We start from the raw sequence: 18,935 nt of genomic DNA, 5'->3' as shown, positions 1-18,935 counted from the left end.
GGGTAGAGGTGAGTGCTCGGTTATGCCGCGTTGTCTTGCGCCGCTGGCCGGTTTGGTGCACCCTCGAGGGCCCACCGCCTTAAATGCGCGACATGGCGTTCTGTTTGCACCTAGGAAGTGAAAAATATAGCGGTTGCTAGACAAAAGAACCCGAAGAAGGCAAGGGAGGCGAAACCCCGAACTGCTTTGTTGCAGGCGTTAAATTTACGAGCTGCGATTTTTGATAGATCGATGACCTGGTGCCAAGTGTCGTTTTGGACGTCAACTCGGTTGATGTGCGCGATCAGTTCAGTGGGAGTGGTGTTCGCCAGAGAAGGCCAAGCAAAGCGGTTAATCTCAGCGTAGCTAACGTTGCGTTGAGGGCTGATGGCTCGCATTAGCCAGAATAGAGTCCACAGAAATGCTGCCGAGGATATTATAGCAAGGATGCCAACAGTGAAAGCGGCAACGCATCCGCTTGTTATCGCTGTTGTGATGATTTTCGAGTTGGTCATCAACATGGTGACAACTACTCCGAGACCTGCGGTGAGGATGGTGGCTTTGGTATCGGCAAAACGGACCCAGTTTGCAATATGCTCCAGTGACTGGAAACCACCGTCGACGGTGCTGAGGCTTGGTCTGTTGATGTCTGTGTTCTGTGAGCGCTGCGTAGCCAAAAATATTAGCTTCTTAAGTAGCAACGGTTTGGCACCCCTCGACAGGCCATTTACGGCTTATCCGCCACTCTGTGTATGCCGCCAACCAATGAGCGGCCCAGGCAGTGGCAGTTGCTACAGTGTGATCTTCGGGATCCCAGTCATCGCAGCTTGCGACACAGGGGTTGTTGTTGTCGTATAGGTGAGGCGAGCGCTGCCACCTGCGTCCAGCATGCGCACCTAGCCGACGACTGTTCAGGAGGGTAACGCTCGGAATTTTCTTGTCGCTGCGTAGCACAACGCCGACCCTAAATTTTCCGCGTCCGGTATTGATATCGCCGATCCAGCACGGATTAAGGTCGTCGCTCGCAGGCAAGTAGGCAAAGTTCGGAAACGCCTTCTTCATAGCTTCGACGTGCCGCATGATCTGGACCTCGTCATCCCACCATCGGGCAGGTCCTGACAGCTCGCTGTCAGCTTCTTCGGGACCACCATGAAAAGTGTGATCAGGGACGGCTGTGACTCGACCGTGCGTGCTGTGGAAATACCCTCCTCCGCTTTCAGGAACGACGTTATTGAAGACAATCTCACCATTCATCGTCACGTATCTAGGAACATTGACGCCAAAGTGGGCCAGAAGCGTAGAGACGGTCATGGATACTTCCTTAATTGATAGAAATTTGAGAAGCCGGAGTTCCGTTTAGCTGGGAAATGGCGCTTGGGAGGTGTTTGACAGTGTTGCGCCATCGATAGTCATAGAATTTATAGAACTTGCGTTCATGGTTGCGCTGATATGTCTTAGGTGAATCCTTGTGCTCAATGAAATAAGGATAGTCTGGCAAGAGTTTTGTAAGTCCTTCTCCGGATACAATCTCCCAGGAGTTGGCTTTTTTCTCGCACTTCGCGGCGAAATTTGCCGCGAAACCGAGCGGGTTTATCTCACTACGTATGCTACTCCCGCTGCGGACAAATGTAGTCTGCCCATAGTCTAATCCAGCTCGGGCCTGAACGCGCGCAATTCCCCTGCTTTCCAGCCAGGGGTTAACTTCGCTTTCAATCCCATCGAGCGTAAAAGCGCAGGCGCTGAGTGCCAGCGAGGCGGCGACTTGGGGGTCACCCGGGCTAAAGCCTGCGAAGAGTCCATCACCTCGAAGCCCGAGTGGGTGCCCACCAAACAGAGAAACGACTTCGATGAAACCAGACAAGACGGCGTGAGCTAGGTCAACCACCTCGTCCTGATCGTCCCAGAAAGTACGCCCTGTGAAGTTGGTTAGGTCGATGAATGCTGCGACCATTGGTGCGGTTCGTCGTTCTCCGATCTCTAAATCTTCGAAGTCCGGATGGCCGAGGGTTCGTATCTCTAGCGCGGTCCTGCTCTGAGTCTTCGTTTCGAAGATTTGGCGCTTCTCGCGACGGAGTGAGAAGTCATTGATGACAGTGGCGCGGAATTGTGATTTGTTGTAGCTGCCCATGCTCATGCCCTCTCAGCCGCAGTAGTCGAAGGACTACATGACGATCCTATGGGGAGGCGCCGACAGTCAGCCTTGGTCCACCTCTGCAGGGGCGAGCCCTTCGCCCAGTTCGCGGCAGGTTTCGGAGTGGGCACCGCGACCGCCTGGCGGTACGTGCGCGAGTCAACCCGCCTGCTTGCCCGTCAGGCACCCAGCCGCGAACAGGGCTTACGCCGGGCATGCCGGAAGGGCTGCGGGTACGTGATCGGGGACAGTGCCCCCATCGCCTGCGACCACGTGGCGGCTGACCTCCCGTTCTACGCAGGCAAGCACGACCAACTCGGCATGAACTTCTAGGGCGTCGGGCCCGCACGGCGAACCCTTGTGGATCTCGTGGTCGCTGCTGGGCTCGATGCACGATGTCGGGGCCGCCCGGGTGTGGAAGATCGCCGAGCGCATCGCCGCCTCAGGCCTGTTTGGGCTGGGCGACAAGTTGTTCGTCTTCGATGGGGGACTGCCTCGACCATGGATGACTGGACCAGATCGCCTTGGACCCGGCTGAGCTGACCGGGTACGAGTTCCAGGGTGTGGCCTCGATCGCGGAGGTGACGATCCCACGTCTCGCGCGCAGGCTCATCCATGGCGCACGTGCCCGGGCGGAAGGGACGATGGCCTACTTGGAGAACGGCGAGGCGGTCTCGTAGGCGCATACTTGCTGGTGGAGTACAGCGTGTTGACGAAGGCACGCCATTCGGGGCTGTGGAAGGTCAGATGTCCCGACTCGCGGTTCTGGGTGTCACGTACGTCCGCTCCGGCGCTGTGCTCACGGACATTGACACACTCGTTCGACCCGCCGCTGTAGCTGCTCTTGTGCCAGTCACTCATCGTCGATCTTCCTCATCTCGTCGCGGATGGCCTGCAAGGTTTCCTGGGGGCCGCGGGCTGCTCCCTGATGGTGCGCGGTGAGAGCGGGATGCGCCTGCGCGAGCTGCGGGTCTTGGGAGCACCGAGCCGGAAGGTGTTGTCGGGGCAGCGTTTCCACGCCCGCCGCACGTCCAAGTGGCCCCGGGTGAGCGGTTGCCCGTCGGAGCCGATGGCGGCCGTGAGGGTGATGTCGCGGACCTGGAGCGCGGTGAGTTTGCTGTAGCGCATCCCGGTGCGCACGAACACCTCGACCATGTCCCGTACGTCCTCGGCCATGGAATCGCGCAGCAGGGTGAACTCCTCGCGGGTCAGGAAGCACAGGTCGGCTTCTCCCTCGCCGTCGTCGACGCGGGGCAGGCGGGTGCGCGAGGCCGGGTTCGACGGGCGTAGGGGCGGGTCCTCGCGTACGGCGGCCTCGCAGACGGTGAACAGCAGCCCGTGGAGGTTGTGGATGGACTTGGGCGCCAGGGGTTTGCGCAGCCACCCCGGTTCCTTCTTGCGGCCCCGGCTGGGCGTGCTGGTCCTGTGTGGGGCCGTGGGGTCGGAGACCCCGGTGCGCAGGTGGTTGACCCAGGCGCGTACGTCCTTGGGTTTGAGCCGGGCAGGGTCGCGCAGGTTCACCTTCCCAAAGCGGGGGATCAGGTGGATGTCCAGGTCGCGGTGGTAGTCGGCACGGGTGCGTTCGGCAATGCCGGTCATGGAGTCGACGAGGTCGCGGGCGTAGTCGGCGAACAGCACCGGTTCGGCTTCGGGTTCGTCGTCCTCGTCGGTGGTGACCCATCCGTGTCCGGGGACCCACCCCTGGGCCCAGCCTTGGCGGCGGATCCAGTTCTCGGGCCATTGGTGGCCGGCGGCTTCGACGTGGAGTTTGAGGGTGTGGGCGTCGGCGTGGGTGTCGAAGGGTTCGGACGGGGGTGCCCCGGTGCGGGTGCCGCCGAGCCGCCAATTGACCCAGTAGCGGGTGCGCCCGTCGGCTAGTTTGCGCTGGTTGATGGTTGCCATGCGTGGACCATCGCTTGGTTGCGGGCCGAAGCGAAGGGAATCGGCGAAGGTTCTCGATAATCTTTTCGCAGGCCAGCAGGGGTGCCCTGTCCATCCGTCGATCGCCGCTGATGTCCAGGACGCGGTATTTGGTGCCCTTTCGTAGCCAGTCCGTGCACCCGGCTCTGGTTAGATGCCGGTGGTCGACGCCTTCGTGGTGGCGGTGCCCGGACCATGCGAGAACACGGGATCGATCACTTCCGCGACCTTCGCCATCTGGTCGTCGAGGCTGGCTTCGCTGATGTCCTCAAGGCCTTCCTTGCGCCGCCACGCCGCCCACTTGGTCTGGCCGATGGCGCCGTACCCCTCTATGACGGGTGAGATCGGTACGAGTTCGACTTTGCGGTAGCGGGCGACGGCTCGCGCGGACTCCAGTAGTTGGTCCTCGTCGATGTCGTGCTGCGCTGCCAACTGGACGATGTCGACGAAGTCGCGCCAGCGGGTGCTGGTGATCCCGCGTTCCAGGATCGTCACGGCCTTCTCGGCCACCGTGGTCTCGGGCGCGTAACCGAGCATCTCGATCTCGCCCCCGAGGATGCGGGGTACTTTGACCGGCTTCGGCGACGGGACGATCGGGTCTCCGGTCGAGATGTCCCAGGCGACGACGGTCTTCTGGGAGCCGATATAGGTGGTGACCCGCATGCGCAGACCCGGGTAGTCTGCCTGGTCGCGGATCTCCTGCACGCGCATCGTGTTGAGATCGAAGACCAGGCCGTCGGGAACTCGGACTGCGGCCACGTCACGGATGACCTGCGTGATGACCTCAGGTGTGACCGTGGCCCTGATCGCCTCCGCGTCGACGTCCTTGGTCGGACGACGGACCCCGTAGACGGCGAGGAGGATGCCGCCCTTCAACACGAAGTCGTCCTTGTGCTCGGTGCGGGTCAGCCGGTCGAGGAAGGATTCGAGCGCGTGCCTGGTGAGGTACTCGGCGGTCGGTACGGGTCTGCCTTCTGCGGCCGCGACCGACCTCGCCTTCTTCTGGATCTGCCGGAACACCTCATCGCCACTGGTCACGTGAGCACCTCCAGCGCGTGCAGGACCGGGCCCTTGGCCCGGGGGAGGCGGGCGGCGACCGACATGAGGTGCGCCGGCTTGCCGCCACGGCGGAGCCATTCGCGTAGGGCGTCTCTTCCCAGTTCGTACCCGAGGTCGCCCCGGAGCCGGAACGCGTCCGCGATGCTGCGCTCGGGCGAGTAGATGCCGATGCGCAGTTCCGACCCTGGGATGGGGATCTCGGAGCGGCCGAGGTTGAAGGTCTGCTTCGCGAGCACGTGCCACTTGATCGCGGCTCGGGTTGCCGGGATACGGGTGCCGCGCGGAATCGCGATGTCCACGGCGTCCGGGATGGCGTCGGTCAGGTCGTGGTAGGCCAGCGCGGAAGCGAGGCAGATCGTTGCCTCGGGCCGGCGTGTGGCCGCTTCGATCCAGTCCCAGTCCGCGGCCGGGGCGTCGGCGGCGCGGTAGATGCCTCGTGCGATGCGCTCGTAGGTTCCGTCGCGGGCGGCGCGGTACAGGGTGCTCTTGGACATGCCGAGGTCGGGCGTCCGCTTGGGTTGCAGGATCTCCACAGCGCTCACCTCCATGATCCGTTCCGTATACAGGTAACATTATCTGTATACGTCTTGTTCCACCAGTCAGGCGCCAAACAGCGCGAGCCAGGTGCGGGGCATCGCTTCGGTGGGCGCTGAGGCGAAGGAGATCGGAAACGGTCCTCGACGATCCTTCCACAGGTCAGCAGGGGTGTCCGGTCCATCCGCTGATCGCCGCTGACGCCCGGGATATGGGGGTTCGGTGCCGAACTATCGCTGCGTCGTGCACCCGGGTGCACCCCCGCCCGCGAAGTGAGTGACGGGATGGGTGGTGCACACTCACCGGGCCAATCTTTACCGTCGTGCACCTGCTGGTGCGCCCCCGGCAACGCGAAAGGCCCTGACCTTGCGACGTTGTCGCTGGTCAGGGCCTTTCGGCTCTGGGGTGAGTGACGGGACTTGAACCCGCGACTTCTTGGACCACAACCAAGTGCTCTACCGGCTGAGCTACACCCACCACGTGCGCCTGGCCTCGCGGCCCTGCGTACGTATGAAAGCTTAGCGGACGCGGAGGAGTGCTTCGATCAGTTTTCGGGCCCGTCCGGTGTGGCGGCCTTCTCACGGGCCTCCCGGCCGGTGCCTCCGGACATGACCTCGGCGGCGATCGCGCGGGCCGTGGTGGTGCTCGGGCCGGGCTCGGGGACGAAGGCGGCGGCGCGGTAGTAGCGCAGCTCCTTGATGCTCTCCGTGATGTCGGCGAGGGCCCGGTGCCCGCCGTTCTTGTCCGGGCTCGCGTAGTACACGCGCGGGTACCAGCGGCGCAGCAGCTCCTTGATCGAGGACACGTCGACCATCCGGTAGTGCAGGAAGGCGTCCAGGTCCTTCATGTCGCGCGCGATGAAGGTGCGGTCGGTGGCGATCGAGTTGCCGCACAGGGGGACCTTGCGGGGCTCGGTGACGTACCGGCGGATGTGCTCCAGCACCCGGTCCTCGGCCTCCTTGAGGGAGATGCCCTGGTCCAGTTCCTCCAGCAGCCCCGACGAGGTGTGCATGTCGCGGACGAAGTCGCCCATCTGGTCCAGCGCCGCCTGCGGTGGCTTGACCACGAGGTCGACACCCTCGTCGAGGATGTTGAGCTCACCGTCGGTGACCAGACAGGCCACCTCGATCAGCGCGTCGTTCTCGAGGTCGAGCCCCGTCATCTCGCAGTCGATCCACACCAGACAGTCGTTCATACCGGTCACCCTACGGCGTGCCGGGGAGTGCTGCGGATGGCCGAGGGGCGGCCGGACACGGGTCCGGCCGCCCCTCGGGCGGCGCCGGTCAGTTCCAGATGAACTGGCCGGGGTAGCCGACGTCGAAGATCTCGTACATCCAGTCGTAGACCCCCCAGATCTGGACGTAGGCCAGCGCCAGGATGACGACGATGATCAGGAGCAGGGTGAAGCAGCCGCAGCCGCACCCGCCCTTCTTCTTCTTGCGGGGCGGCGGTTGCTGCGGACGCGGGGCGGGGGGCGGCGGCTGCCCGCCCGGTCCCTGCTGCCCCCACTGCGGACGCGGCGGGCCGCCGTGCGGGCCGCCCATGGGGCCACCGTGCGGGGGTCCGCCCGGGGGGCCGTTCCTGGGGCCGGGGGTGGGCGGGAAGCCGGGCGGCGGGCCCTGCGGCGGTCGGGCCATCGGCTGGGGGGCCGGGCCGTGGCGGTGGTGCGGTGGCGGGCCGGCGGCCATGCCCGGGCCGCCGTGCTGCTGGGGCGGCGGATAGCCGCCGGGGGGCGGGAACGCGCCCGGCGGGGGGCGGTGCGCCTGGTAGCCCTGCTGGCCCCCGGTCGGCGGCTGCTGGTGGCCGGGAGGCGGTCCCGGAGGCCGGAAGCCGCCGTGCTGCGGCGGGGCGCCCGGAGGGGCGTTGAACGCCTGCTGAGGGCCGGAGAGCGGCTGCCCCGGCGCGCCCGGGTGCTGGTAGCCCTGCTGCGGTCCGGACGGAGGCTGCTGCCCGGGAGCGGGCTGTCCCGAGGGCGTCTGCCCCGGAGCCTGGGGCTGGTAGCCCTGCTGCGGTCCCGAAGGCGGCTGCTGGCCCGGGGCCGGCTGTCCAGGGGCCGGCTGCCCCGGTGTGGGCTGCCCGGGCATCGGCCGGCCCGGCGCCGGCTGGTCGGGCGTCCCACCGGGCCAGGCGGCGGCCTGCTGCTGGGGGTCGCCGGGCGCGCCGACGGGGCCGGGCGGCGGCTGCTCGCCCTGCTCCTCGGCGCGCTTGCGCGCCTCCTCCCAGCGCTGCTTGGCCTCCTCCTCACGCTGCTTGGCCTCGGCCTCCAGGCGCACGCGCTCCTCCTCGCGCTGCTTGGCGGCCTCCTCCTCGGCCTTGCGCCGCTCCTCGCGGCGTTCCTCGCTGAGGTCGGCCCACCCGTCCTTGAGCTGGCCGAGCAGACCCTTGAAACCGCTCTTGCGCCTGCCGTCCTCGTCGGTCTCGCCACCGCCGGAGAACATCGGGTCGTCGGGGTTGAACACGGCGGTGCTCGGCGCCTCGTCGCCGCCACCGGGGGAGAACACCGCGGTGGAGGGGCTGTCACCGATCTGGCCGGGATCGAAGACCGCCGTGCGCGGCGCGTCGCCGACGGCACCGGGGTCGAACACGGCGGTGCGCGGGGCGTCGCCGACCGCGTCGCCGCCGAGGTCGGCCGTGGGCAGTTCGTCGTCGCCGAAGTGGGCGGTCGGCACCTCGTCGTCCTGGCCGCCCCTGCCGGGCAGGTCGGCCGGGTTCACGCGCATGGTCGCGCCCACGCCGCCCATGTCGGCGGTGGGCACCTCGTCGTCGTCCCCGTAGTGGGCGGTCGGGACCTCCTGGCCCTGGCCGCCTGCGCCGGGCAGATCGCCCGGGTTCACGCGCATCGTGGCGCCGACCCCGCCCATGTCGGCCGTGGGCTCGTCGTCATCGGACCCCTGGCCCCAGGCGGAGGGGCTGATGCGCATCGTGCCGGGTTCCTCGTCCACCGGGGTGGGGGCGGGAGGGGTGGCGTTCTGCCGGGGGGCGGACGGGCCGATCCGCATGGTGCTGGGCTCGTCGTCCACGGGAAGGGGCGCCGGGGAGTGCGGGGCGGGGGCGGAGTCCTGGGACCAGGAGGGGTTGATGCGCATGGTGCTGGGCTCGTCGTCCAGCGGTGCGGGCGACGGCTCAGGGCTGGGTGGTGCCGAGGCCGTGTCCCGCGACGAGGACGGGCTGATGCGCATGGTGCTGGGCTCGTCGCCCACGGGGGTGGCCGGCGCGGCGGTCGACGGGCCGAGGCGGACCGTGCCCGGCTCGTCCTCGTCCACCTCGGACGAGGACCCGTCCTGGCCCTGTCCGCCCAGGTAGGTGGTGGAGGCCTCCTCGTCGTCGGCGCTCGCGGCGCCGCCCTGGAGTTCGCTCAGTGAACGGGTATGCCGCGTCCACTCGTCACCGTTCCACCATCTGAGCGTTTGCGCGTCGCCCTGCGGGTCCGCATACCAACCCGGCTCGATAGATCCACCCATGGGCGACAGACTAAGGGGTTTTCGGGCTCTGCCGGACCAGCGATCCCCGAAACCCCTTGCACGAGGGGTTCCGGGTGAATTGGACCTCGCTGTCCGTGTCTAGGCGATGGCGGACGGTCGGCATCCGTTGGGGGCGGTCGCGGGTTCGAACGCGCTTCCGGCCTGCTCGGCGGCGGTGTCCCGCTCGACGGCCGGGGACGGCGCCAGCAGACGGGCGGGCTCGACGTGGCCGGGTCCGGTCGCGCCCGAGCCGGGCACGTGGTCCTGGCCGAAGTGCCCGCCCCTGCTCCAGGCACGGACGGACGACTCGTCCGGGGTACCCGGCCCCTCCGGCGCGCCCAGGAGCGCGCCGTTCCAGCGCCGCGCCACACCCCAGGAGTCCAACCAGCCCAGGACCGGCTCCAGGCCGCGCATCGGGCCGTCGGTGAAGGGTGTGTCCGGGCGGGCGACCACCGCGACCACGAGGCACACGCGTCCCTCCAGGCCGTGGTCGACGTGCTGCTCGTACAGGTGGGTGCCGCCGAGGTCGATCCGGCCGCGCCGGGTGGCGGGCAGCAGTTGCACGATCTCCCCGGTCAGCGGGTTCCAGACGAGGTGGGTCTCCCGTCGCTGCGCCACCAGCCGCCGGGCCTCCTGGCCGGCCGACCGGGTGGCGGGGTCGGACCCGGTCACGCTCCACACGGCACGCGGCGCGCCGCGTCCCGGCGGAGCCGCCGTGGCCCGGCCCTGGATCCTCTCGGCGGCCGACATCCACGCCTGCGTCATCGCGGTTCCCTCATCCTGTCGTCGGTGTGGGCCCCGCGGGTCGAGGTGGAGCCCTGGACACGCTCCGCCCTCCCTGCGTACGCCACCGCGCGCGAGAAGTCCATATGTCCTCGCCCGCGGGACAGGGTCTTGTCACCTCCGCGTCCGGCAGGCCGCTCTCACACGCGTCGCGGCCTCCACCCGGGCCCCACCGCCCCACCGCATCCCCGCCCCACCGCATCCCCGCTCCACCGCACTCCCGCCCCCACCGACGACGACGACCGGGCCGTGGCGCGGTGCCACGGCCCGGTCGTCGTCAGGAGCCGTCGTCGGCGGGCGGCCCGCCCGCGGGCGGTCAGCTCTCCCCCTCGTCCTCCTCCGCGATGCGCAGGGAGAAGGCCTGGAGGAAGATCTCGCCGATCTCCGTCGGGTCCTCCGTCATGTACGCGGCACCGCCCGTGGCCGCGGCGATCTGCTGCAGCGGCTCCAGGTTCTGCACGTCCGGGCCGAACGCGATCGTGATGATCGGGATCGGCCGCGACGCGCTGGAGATCCCGTCGATCTCGCTCAGCAGCTGCTCCAGCTCCAGCCCGCCGGGGTTGTCGTTGTCCCCGTCGGTGAGCATCAGGATGACGTTGGTCCGGTCCGGCTGGTAGGTGCGCGACATCTCCTGGTAGGCGGCCAGGTAGGTGTCGTAGAGCGCCGTGTCCCCCTGGGGCAGCGGCTGCAGCCGCGCCAGGGCGCCGCCGATCACGTCCCGGTGGGCGGTGCCGGACTCGTCGGTCGCCTGGAGCTCCCGGACCGGCGCGATCTCCTGGTAGTGGAGGTTGTTGTTGACGTTCGTGGAGAACTGCCACACGCCCAGCTCGGCCGTGGGGGTGAACATCTGCAGGCCCTCCGTCGCCGCGGCGGTCGTCACCTGCATCCGGGTCATGCCCGTCCCGGGCACCTCGGCGAGCATCGAGCCGGACACGTCCACGATCGTCAGGACACGCGACTCCATCTTCAGCTGGTTCCATGTCCGGGTGAGGTCGGTGACCGCCTCACCGGACGGTGCAGGCAGCTCCGACGGCTCCTCCTCGCGGAATCCGACCTCCTCGGTGAGCACGGAGGTGTCGATCTCGCCGTCGGAGCCGCGGAACCCGTCGGCGAGGTAGCGCTCCACCGCGCCGGGGGAGCGCACGGCCTCGCGGAACAGGTCCGCGGCGCGGGTGATCTCGCTCTCCTCGCTGCGCACCACGTAGGGGTAGTCGAGGTAGTAGGTGCCCCCCTCCAGGTAGCGGGCCTGGGCGGCGGCGTCGTCGTGCTCGGCGTTGTAGCGCCACACGGCCTGCTCCGACATGACCATGACCGGCGGGGCCTCGGCGTCCCCGCCGCTCAGGGCGAGGAAGGCCGCCTCCTCGTCGGAGGACGCGCCCTGGTGCAGGGACTGCAGCGCCGCGGTCATGTACGCGTTGAAGGTGTCGGTGTCGGGACTGGCCTCCTCCAGGGCGCCCTGGAGCAGGTGGAGCGTGCCCAGACCGGTGGAGCTGCGGGCGGGGTCGACCACGCGCACGGTGCGGCCGGCGTCCTCGGAGGGGGCGGCCGTGGGGATCACGTCCGACCACCGCACGTCCTCACCGGAGCCCTGGGCGAACTCGGCGAGCTCGGCCAGGACCAGCGGGGAGCGGGCCACGGAGGTGCCGGTCTCGGTGATCACGGCGTCGCCGGACTGGGTCTGGACCAGCTGCGACCACACGCTGGAGTCGGGGACCCAGACGTCGGAGTCGGTGTCGCCCATGGTCGCGCCCGCACCGGTGATGCCGAACGCGACGTTGGCGGAGTCGACCGCGCGCACGCTGACCCGCACGCAGGACCCGTCCACCTGCTGCTCCTCGGCGTTGAAGTCCGAGGCGACGTCGTTCAGTGCGGGGGCGATCTCGGGGGCGGCCGCGACGTCGAGTTCGACGTCCGAACCGCGGCATCCGTCCGACTGCCCGAACATGTACACGCCCGCGACGGCGAGGCCGATCACGATGACCATGGCGGCGGCCAGGGCGGCGAAGGCCCCGCCGCGGCCGCGCCGACGCCTGTCCCGGCTCGGGGGCTCTTCTGCGTATCTTCCGCGGTGACGTCCCACAGCATTCCTCACGGGGTGGTGTACGGACGGAGAGTCGTACAGGGGGTGTGTTCCGGGGGTCCGGGGAGCGGCCGTTCAGTCCGGTCCGCAACGGGACGCATCCGACCACTGGGGTGTTACTGGTGGGAACGGTACTCAACGGGTCATGTGGAGCGCATGCCGCGCGAGCCCGTTCCCCGGGTGCTCGACCGGTGACGGAGAGGCTCGGGAGGCGAAGCAGTACCGGTCACCTCGGGTGATCCGAACCATGGCTTGCGCCCAAGTGAACGTGAAGTGGCCCGTCCGAAATTCTATTCCGTTATCTAATCGAGACGACTCCGAGCCGAAATTCGGCCGCGGCGGCGTGCCGCGCGCCCTCAGCTGTCGCAGTCGGGCACGCAGAGCCGCCGGGAGATGGAGCTGAGGAAGATGTCGCCGATCTCGTCCGGGTCGTCGGTGACGAAGAGCGAGCCGCTGGTCGCCGCGGTGATCTGGCGCAGGCGCTCCTCCTCGGCCTGGGCGCCGAAGGCGATGACGAACAAGCTCACCGGCCGCTCGGGGTCGAACCGGTCCTGGAGCGCCGCCACCAGCTCCTCGTGGGACAGGTCGCTGGAACCGTCGTCCGCCCCCGCGGTCAGCAGGATGACGCTGTTGATCTTGTCCTCGTCGTAGTGCGCCTGCACCTCGTCGAAGGCGTCCAGGATGTTGTCGTACAGCCGGGACCCGCCGCCCTCCACCGCGATGTCCTCGGCGACGCCCACGAGCTCCTGCCGGCGCGTGATGTCGGCACCTGCCGTCGCCACGCCGAGTTCGCGCAGGTCGGCGGCCTCCTCGCGGCCCCGCTCGCCGAGTTCGTCGGACATCAGCCACAGCCCCATGTCCGTCTCGTCGGGGAAGAGCGACAGGCCCGTCAGCGCCGCCTGCCGGGCGACGTCCATCCGGCTCGTGCCGCCGTCGAGGTCGTCCGCCATGTTCTGCGAGGTGTCGGCGAGCACCAGGGCGCGGCTGGGCATGGACAGCCGGTTCCAGTCGGTGACCGACGCCAGCAGGGCGTCGCCGGTCAGGTCCTCGTGCGTGGGCGGCTCGTCGCCCGTCACTCCCGGCTGCGCGGCCAGTTCGGCCGCCGCCCGGCCGCCGGGGTCGCGAAAGCCCATCTGACGCAGGCGATCCCGGTAGGCGGGGTCGTCCAGCACCTCGTACAGGTCCGCGGCGGCCGACTGCAGGGACGTGTCGCCGGTGACGGTCACGTAGGGGTAGTCGAGGCCGACCGTGCCCTCGGACGGGTAGAGCGCCTCCAGCGCCGGGGCGTTCTGCGCGCGGGTGCTGTTGTAGGACACCACGGCCTGCTCGGGCGCGGCGATGAGCGGGTCCACCCGGTCCCGCGCCGCGGAGGATCCGGTGAAGAAGGTGCCCAGGTCGATCTCGCCGAAGGCGCTGTCGAGCTGGACGTCGCGCACGAAGTCGGTCATGGCGGTGTCGGCGTCGTCCCCGGTGCCCAGGTGGCGGCGGACCGCGTGCATGACCGTCATCCCGTCGGCACCGCGGTTGGGGTCGACCATCACGAGGGGGCGCTCGGGTTCGCGCTCGCCCGGCAGGACCAGCGTCCAGCTGGCGTCGTCGGGTTCGGGCAGGCCCTCGGCGCCCTCGGGCGCGGCCAGCACCACGGGGGAGTTGGCCAGCGAGGGCGGATCGGTCTCGATGCCCCGCGCCCCGCCCTCGGACACGCGCGCCAGCTCCACCCAGGCGGAGGACTCGGGCACCCACACGTGCGGGGCGATGGTGGAGTCCCCGGGGCGGCCGCCGGAGATCGCCGTCATGATCCGGTGCGGGGCGATCTCGTCCACCTGCGCGTAGACGCAGTCGCCGCCGTAGGAGGGACGGTCCTCGTTGAACTCCGTGGCGGCCTCCCGGAGCACGGGGGCGATGCTCTGGGTCGCCGACACCCGCAGGTAGCGCGTGTCACCGCAGCCGAGCATGTTGAGGCCGACCGGAACCGCGACCGCGGCCAGCGTGATGAGCGCGATGGCGATCACGGTGAAGCCCAACGGGGACCGGGCCACTCTGCGGGTGGTCGAGACGGCCGGTGAGGCGATGCGGTGGCGTCCACTGGACACGGGCACTCCGGGGTCTGGCTGGGGGTCTGCTCCCGGTCGCGTTCGGTCGGTGGCGCCGGTGGTGCCGCGGAGCGCCGCGCCCCGGCGCCCCCGGAAGCGGGTGTGTGAACCTTCACGCCGAGTCGGGCATCACACGAGGGTGAACGCGAACGTTCGGGAGCCTGTCGCGAACGATTCCTCACCAGGACCTTACTCGCTGGTAATGGCGGAGTGGAAGGGGCCGATCGGCCCTCGGTGACGGCTCCCGGTGGTCGAGGCGAGGAGATCGCTTTGTTACTGTGCCCACCCCGGAGCACACCGACCCCACCGTTACACTTGGGCCCCACTCCTGGCTTCAGATCGACGCGCGGCCCCTGTTCCGCGCCGACTGACGGCCACGTGTCCACCGACCCCCGAGGGTTTTGGCATGTCCCCATCGCACAGTGACCACCGCGGCCGAGGCACGCTCGGCACCTACCTGCTCGTCGGCGCCTGCACCGTCGGCGCGGCGGCGTACGCGGTCCTGGTCGGGCCCTCGATGCTGCCGCCGGAGCAGGCGCACACCGCCACCTCCGCGGCGACGGTGGAGTCCGGGCCGGTGGAGGAGGAGCCCGAGGAGACCGAGCCGCAGGCCCCCGTCGGCCAGCTCCGGATCCAGGTCAGCGACCGCGACCGTGCCTGGGTGCAGACCCTGAACTGCACCGGTGACGCCGAGGAGGACCCCGAGGCCTGCGCCGCGCTGGCCGCGGCCGCCGCCGAGCTCGGTTCCGACCCCGTGGACGCCACCGGCGCTGAACCCGCCGACGACATCGACACCGCTGCGGACGGGGGCGGAGCTCAGGACGAGGACGGGGACGGACAGGCCGACGGCGCCGCCGAACCGACCGTCGCCGTCGACCCCGGCGTCGAGCAGCTGTTCACCGAGGTGAGCGAGGGCACCGTGTGCACGGACAAGGTCTACGGCCCCCAGGAGGCCACCATCGTGGGTACCTGGGAGGGCATGGAGGTCGAGACCACGCTCTCCCGCAAGGGCTCCTGCGAGGAGGCCCGCTGGCAGCGCCTGCGCGCCGTCACCGACCAGATCGGCTGATCCGGCCCACGGCCGCCACCGGGGCGGTGCGCCGCCGCTGGATAATGGGTGCACATGGACGTCATCAAGGTCAGTGACCCCGCCGATCCGCGCCTGGCCGACTACACCCGCCTGCGCGACGTGAACCTGCGCCGCCACCTGGAAGCCGAACACGGCCTGTTCATGGCCGAGGGGGACAAGGTCATCCGCCGTGCGGCGGCCGCGGGCTTCGAACCGCGCAGCTTCCTGCTCACCGAACGCCGGGCCGAGGCACTGGACGACGTGGTCGCCGCCTCGGCCGCGCCGCTGTACGTGGTCAGCGAGGAGACCGCAGAGCGGCTGGTCGGCTTCGACCTGCACCGCGGCGCGCTGGCCGCCTACCGGCGCCGCGCCCTGCCCCGGCTGCCCGACGTCCTGGCCCGCGCGCGGAACATCGTCGTCCTGGAGGACTTGGTGGACCACACCAACGTGGGCGCCATCTTCCGCAGCGCCGCCGGGCTCGGGATCGACGCCGTCGTGCTCGCCCCGCGCTGCGCCGACCCCCTCTACCGCCGCGCCGTCAAGGTCTCGATGGGCGCGGTGTTCACCCTGCCCTACACCCGCCTGGACGACTGGTACGGCGGCCTGGACACCCTGCGCGAGGCGGGCTTCCACCTGATGGCGCTCACCCCCGGAGCCGACTCGCTGCCGCTGCGCGAGGCCATGGCCGCGCTCGGCCCCGACGACCGCGTCGGCCTGCTGTTGGGCACCGAGGGCGACGGGCTGTCCTCCCGCTGGCTGGAGCGCGCCACCGCCAGGGTCCACATCCCCATGGCCGACCGCGACGTCGACTCCCTCAACGTCACCGCCGCCGCGGCCGTGGCGTGCTACGAGCTGGCCGGACGCACCCGCTGACCGATCGGGAGCGGGGGCTAGGGTGTGTGCGGTGGATGCCGCCCGTCGCGAGCGGTGCATCCAGTGGTGCTCTCGCCAGGCCGAAGAAGGAGTCAGGGTGGTTCCCCTGTCGACTGATGAGAACGCAGCGAGAGTGCCGCTGGGGCGCCGCGCAGCAGGGCGAGTATCTGCCGCACACACCCTAGGGTGTGTTCCGTCGACACGGACCGAGCGGAGTGGAGGGGTGCGGCTTCATGGGCGGTAGAGCACTCGTGCAGTGGGAGCAGAACCGGAACAACGCGCCGAGTTCCCTGCACGTCGACGTCTACGCCGGGGGCAGCGCCCCGGCGACCGGCCTGGAGGACGTGGCCTTCTACCAGGTGCCCTACGCGCCCTCCACGCAGGGCGTGGACGAGCGCTACGACCTGCTGTCCCGGCTGCCGTCCCTGGAGGTCGTCCAGCTGGTGTCGGCCGGCTACGAGCACGTCCTGCCGCTGGTCCCCGACCACGTGACGCTGTGCAACGGGCGCGGGCTGCACGACGCCAGCACGGCCGAGCACGCCCTCGGGCTCATCCTGGCCGCCCAGCGCGACCTGCCCCGCTGGGCCCTCGACCAGAAGGAGCACCGGTGGGGCTCGGTCCCCCTGCGCTCGCTGGCCGACAGCCGCGTGGTGATCGTCGGCTACGGCAGCATCGGGCAGGCGATCGAGCGCCGCCTGGTGCCGTTCGAGACCGACGTCGTGCGCGTGGCCGGCCGGGCCCGACCGGACGAGGGCGTGCACGGGATCGGTGAACTGCACGGCCTGCTGCCCGACGCAGACATCGTGGTACTGGTCACCCCGCTGACCGAGCAGACGCGCGGACTGTTCGGGGCCGCCGAGTTCGCCCTGCTGTCCGACGACGCCCTCGTGGTGAACGTGGGCCGCGGCCCGGTGCTGGACACCGACGCGCTGCTGGCCCAGAACGGGCGGGTCCGCGCGGCCCTGGACGTCACCGACCCCGAACCCCTGCCGGTGGAGCACCCGCTGTGGGACCAGCCCGGGGTGTACCTGACACCGCACGTGGCCGGGGGATCGGCGGCCTTCTACCCCCGCGCCCGCGCGTTCATCGACGACCAGCTCGCGCGGTGGGCGGCGGGCGCTCCCCTGGCCAACGTGGTGCGTCCCGGACGCTGAGCCGGCTCCCGGGTGTCCCGGCGCGTCCCGGCGCGTCCCGGCGGGGCCCGCCGCGGAACGTCGTCGGCGGAGGCCACACTGGTCGTATGCGGATCGCGGTGGTCGCCGACGGCGAGGGCGGCGGGTGGATCCAGGAACTGGACGGGTCCGCCGGCCCGGTCCACCGCGTCTCCGACCTCGCCGGCGCGGTGCGCAGCGCGGAGGGGGAGGGCGGCCTTCCGCCCACGGCCGGGGGCTCCGGCTCCCCGGGCCCCGAGGCGCCCCGGTGGGTCTGGTCGGCGAGCGAGGACGTCTACCCCGACCTCGTCCGCGCCGGAACCCGGGTCTCGCGCTGCCACGACGTCGCCCTCACCGAGGCGCTGCTCCTGGGACACGAGGTCCGCCACGCCGAACCGCACTCCCTCGGCGCGGCCTGGGCTCGGCTGCACGACCGGCCCGTGCCCGAGGACCCCGCGCGCCCCCTGGGCGAGGGTACGGCCGCCCAGCCCGCGCTGTTCGGGGCCGACCGCTCCACGCTGCCGCCCGGGACCGACCGGCTCGCCGCCCTGGTGGAGGTGCACGAGGACCAGCGGCGGCGCCTGGCCGCGCTGCCCGACCGCGCGCGGATGGAACTGCTGGCCGCGGTGGAGTCGGCGGGCGGCCTCGCCGCCGCCGAGATGAGCCACGACGGCCTGCCCCTGCGGCCCGGCGTGCACGACGAGGTCCTCACCGAACTCCTCGGCCCCCGGCCCCCGGCGGGTCAGCGGCCCGCGGTCCTCGCCGACCTCGCCGCCCGCGTCTCCGACGCGGTCGGGCGCGACGTCAACCCCGACTCACCCGCCCAGGTCCTCAAGGCCATGGCGTGGATCGGCCACCCGGTCTCCTCCACCCGCTCCTGGGAACTGGAACGCGTCGACCACCCCGTCGTACCCCTCCTCCTGCGGTACAAGGAGCTGTCCCGCCTGCACTCGGCCAACGGCTGGGCGTGGCTGGAGACCTGGGTGCGCGAGCGTCCCGGCCCCGACGGGCTCCGGCTCGGCCGGTTCCAGCCGGACTACGTCGTGGGCGGAGTCGTCTCCGGCCGGTGGGCCACCCGCGGGGGAGGGGCCCTGCAGATCCCCAGGGCGATCCGCCGGGCGGTGCGCGCCGATCCCGGCTGGGTACTGGTCCGCGCCGACGCCGGACAGCTCGAACCCCGCGTCCTGGCCGCCGTCTCCGGTGACGCCGCCCTGGCCGCCGCGGCCGCGGAGGAGGACCTGTACGCGCGGCTGGCCGACCAGGTGGGCGGTGACCGCGAGCGCGCCAAGATCGGGGTGTTGTCGGCCATGTACGGCCAGACCTCCGGCGACGCCGCGCCGCTGCTGGCCACCATGCGGCGCCTGTACCCGCGCGCCCTGGAGTACGTGGACGCGGCCGCCCGCGTGGGGGAGGGCGGCGGCATCGTGCGCTCCTGGCTGGGCCGGACCTCGCCCGCGCCGACCGACTGGCAGGCCCGCACGGCCGGACCCGACGGGGAACGGCGCAGACGCGCGCACGGGCGCTTCACCCGCAACTTCGTCGTCCAGGCGAGCGCGGCGGAGTGGGCGCTGGTCATGCTGGCGGCCCTGCGCCAGGGCCTGCCGGAGCTGCCGGAGGGCGCGGGCATCGTGTTCTTCGTGCACGACGAGGTCGTGCTGCACGTGCCCCGCGAGTGCGCCGACGCGACCGTGCGCGCCGTCGCCGAGGCGGAGACGCGCACCCGCACGACCCTGTTCGGGGACACGCCGGTCCGCTTCCCGCTCTCCACCACGGTCACGGACTCCTACGACGAGCGGTAGCGG

General features: G+C 70.1%; 16 protein-coding genes, 1 tRNA gene and 1 pseudogene. 5 read left to right on the top strand and 13 right to left on the bottom strand.

Going from position 1 to position 18,935, the window contains the following annotated elements; genetic code table 11:
• Nucleotides 1–110 precede the first annotated feature (110 nt).
• From HNR10_RS07710 to HNR10_RS07700, 3 genes are read right to left on the bottom strand one after another with little or no spacing between them, the layout of a single operon-like run.
• On the bottom strand, nt 111–680 hold the full coding sequence (locus HNR10_RS07710; protein WP_179822013.1) for a hypothetical protein: 570 nt from the start codon (nt 678–680) through the stop codon (nt 111–113).
• Nucleotides 670–1,290: a hypothetical protein gene (locus HNR10_RS07705; protein ID WP_179822012.1), complete on the bottom strand. Its 621-nt coding sequence runs from the start codon at nt 1,288–1,290 to the stop codon at nt 670–672. Before HNR10_RS07705 ends, HNR10_RS07710 begins: the two co-directional genes overlap by 11 nt.
• A 10-nt stretch (nt 1,291–1,300) precedes the next feature.
• Nucleotides 1,301–2,107: a hypothetical protein gene (locus HNR10_RS07700; RefSeq protein WP_218897658.1), complete on the bottom strand. Its 807-nt coding sequence runs from the start codon at nt 2,105–2,107 to the stop codon at nt 1,301–1,303.
• 527 nt (nt 2,108–2,634) lie between these two features.
• Between HNR10_RS07700 and HNR10_RS07695 the strand changes: the two genes are divergently transcribed.
• A complete protein-coding gene (locus tag HNR10_RS07695; protein WP_312889532.1) occupies nt 2,635–2,790 on the top strand; it encodes a hypothetical protein in 156 nt (51 codons plus the stop codon).
• Nucleotides 2,791–2,815: 25 nt separating this feature from the next.
• On the opposite strand, the pseudogene HNR10_RS31130 reads toward HNR10_RS07695, so the two are convergent.
• The 10 genes and pseudogenes from HNR10_RS31130 to HNR10_RS07645 all read right to left on the bottom strand — a co-directional run.
• Nucleotides 2,816–2,971 (bottom strand): annotated as a pseudogene (locus HNR10_RS31130) (DUF397 domain-containing protein); the annotation flags it as partial.
• Nucleotides 2,972–2,983: 12 nt separating this feature from the next.
• On the bottom strand, nt 2,984–4,012 hold the full coding sequence (locus HNR10_RS07685) for a site-specific integrase (protein WP_246406106.1): 1,029 nt from the start codon (nt 4,010–4,012) through the stop codon (nt 2,984–2,986).
• A gap of 168 nt (nt 4,013–4,180) precedes the next feature.
• On the bottom strand, nt 4,181–5,050 hold the full coding sequence (locus HNR10_RS07680; RefSeq protein ID WP_218897657.1) for a nucleotidyl transferase AbiEii/AbiGii toxin family protein: 870 nt from the start codon (nt 5,048–5,050) through the stop codon (nt 4,181–4,183).
• A gap of 14 nt (nt 5,051–5,064) precedes the next feature.
• Entirely contained in the window at nt 5,065–5,637 is a 573-nt protein-coding gene (locus HNR10_RS07675) for a type IV toxin-antitoxin system AbiEi family antitoxin domain-containing protein (protein WP_179822007.1), read from the bottom strand.
• A gap of 387 nt (nt 5,638–6,024) precedes the next feature.
• Nucleotides 6,025–6,100: transfer RNA gene (locus HNR10_RS07670), tRNA-His, on the bottom strand.
• Between the two features lie 67 nt (nt 6,101–6,167).
• Nucleotides 6,168–6,818, bottom strand: coding sequence for an oligoribonuclease (orn, locus tag HNR10_RS07665; protein WP_179822005.1), 651 nt, complete (start codon nt 6,816–6,818; stop codon nt 6,168–6,170).
• A gap of 88 nt (nt 6,819–6,906) precedes the next feature.
• Nucleotides 6,907–9,084 (bottom strand): hypothetical protein, encoded by a 2,178-nt coding sequence (locus HNR10_RS31125; protein WP_246407762.1) that lies wholly within the window; start codon nt 9,082–9,084, stop codon nt 6,907–6,909.
• Between the two features lie 99 nt (nt 9,085–9,183).
• Nucleotides 9,184–9,849 (bottom strand): hypothetical protein, encoded by a 666-nt coding sequence (locus HNR10_RS07655; RefSeq protein ID WP_179822003.1) that lies wholly within the window; start codon nt 9,847–9,849, stop codon nt 9,184–9,186.
• A 334-nt stretch (nt 9,850–10,183) separates the two neighbouring features.
• A complete protein-coding gene (locus HNR10_RS07650; RefSeq protein WP_179822001.1) occupies nt 10,184–11,947 on the bottom strand; it encodes a substrate-binding domain-containing protein in 1,764 nt (587 codons plus the stop codon).
• Nucleotides 11,948–12,303: 356 nt separating this feature from the next.
• Nucleotides 12,304–14,040 (bottom strand): substrate-binding domain-containing protein, encoded by a 1,737-nt coding sequence (locus HNR10_RS07645; protein WP_179822000.1) that lies wholly within the window; start codon nt 14,038–14,040, stop codon nt 12,304–12,306.
• A 406-nt stretch (nt 14,041–14,446) separates the two neighbouring features.
• On the opposite strand from HNR10_RS07645, the gene HNR10_RS07640 reads away from it, so the two are divergent.
• From HNR10_RS07640 to HNR10_RS07625, 4 genes are all read left to right on the top strand, one after another.
• A complete protein-coding gene (locus HNR10_RS07640) occupies nt 14,447–15,109 on the top strand; it encodes a hypothetical protein (RefSeq protein WP_179821998.1) in 663 nt (220 codons plus the stop codon).
• 54 nt (nt 15,110–15,163) lie between these two features.
• Entirely contained in the window at nt 15,164–15,982 is an 819-nt protein-coding gene (locus tag HNR10_RS07635) for a TrmH family RNA methyltransferase (RefSeq protein ID WP_179821996.1), read from the top strand.
• Between the two features lie 233 nt (nt 15,983–16,215).
• Complete coding sequence (locus HNR10_RS07630; RefSeq protein ID WP_179821995.1) at nt 16,216–17,136, top strand: 2-hydroxyacid dehydrogenase; 921 nt, start codon at nt 16,216–16,218, stop codon at nt 17,134–17,136.
• An 86-nt stretch (nt 17,137–17,222) separates the two neighbouring features.
• Nucleotides 17,223–18,932, top strand: a complete 1,710-nt coding sequence (locus HNR10_RS07625; RefSeq protein WP_179821993.1) for a bifunctional 3'-5' exonuclease/DNA polymerase — start codon at nt 17,223–17,225, stop codon at nt 18,930–18,932.
• Nucleotides 18,933–18,935 lie beyond the last annotated feature (3 nt).

It is taken from the genome of Nocardiopsis aegyptia, from assembly GCF_013410755.1.
Classification (GTDB): domain Bacteria; phylum Actinomycetota; class Actinomycetes; order Streptosporangiales; family Streptosporangiaceae; genus Nocardiopsis; species Nocardiopsis aegyptia.
Note: the sequence above shows the minus strand (reverse complement) of the source record. Positions and strands in the feature narration are given on the sequence as shown.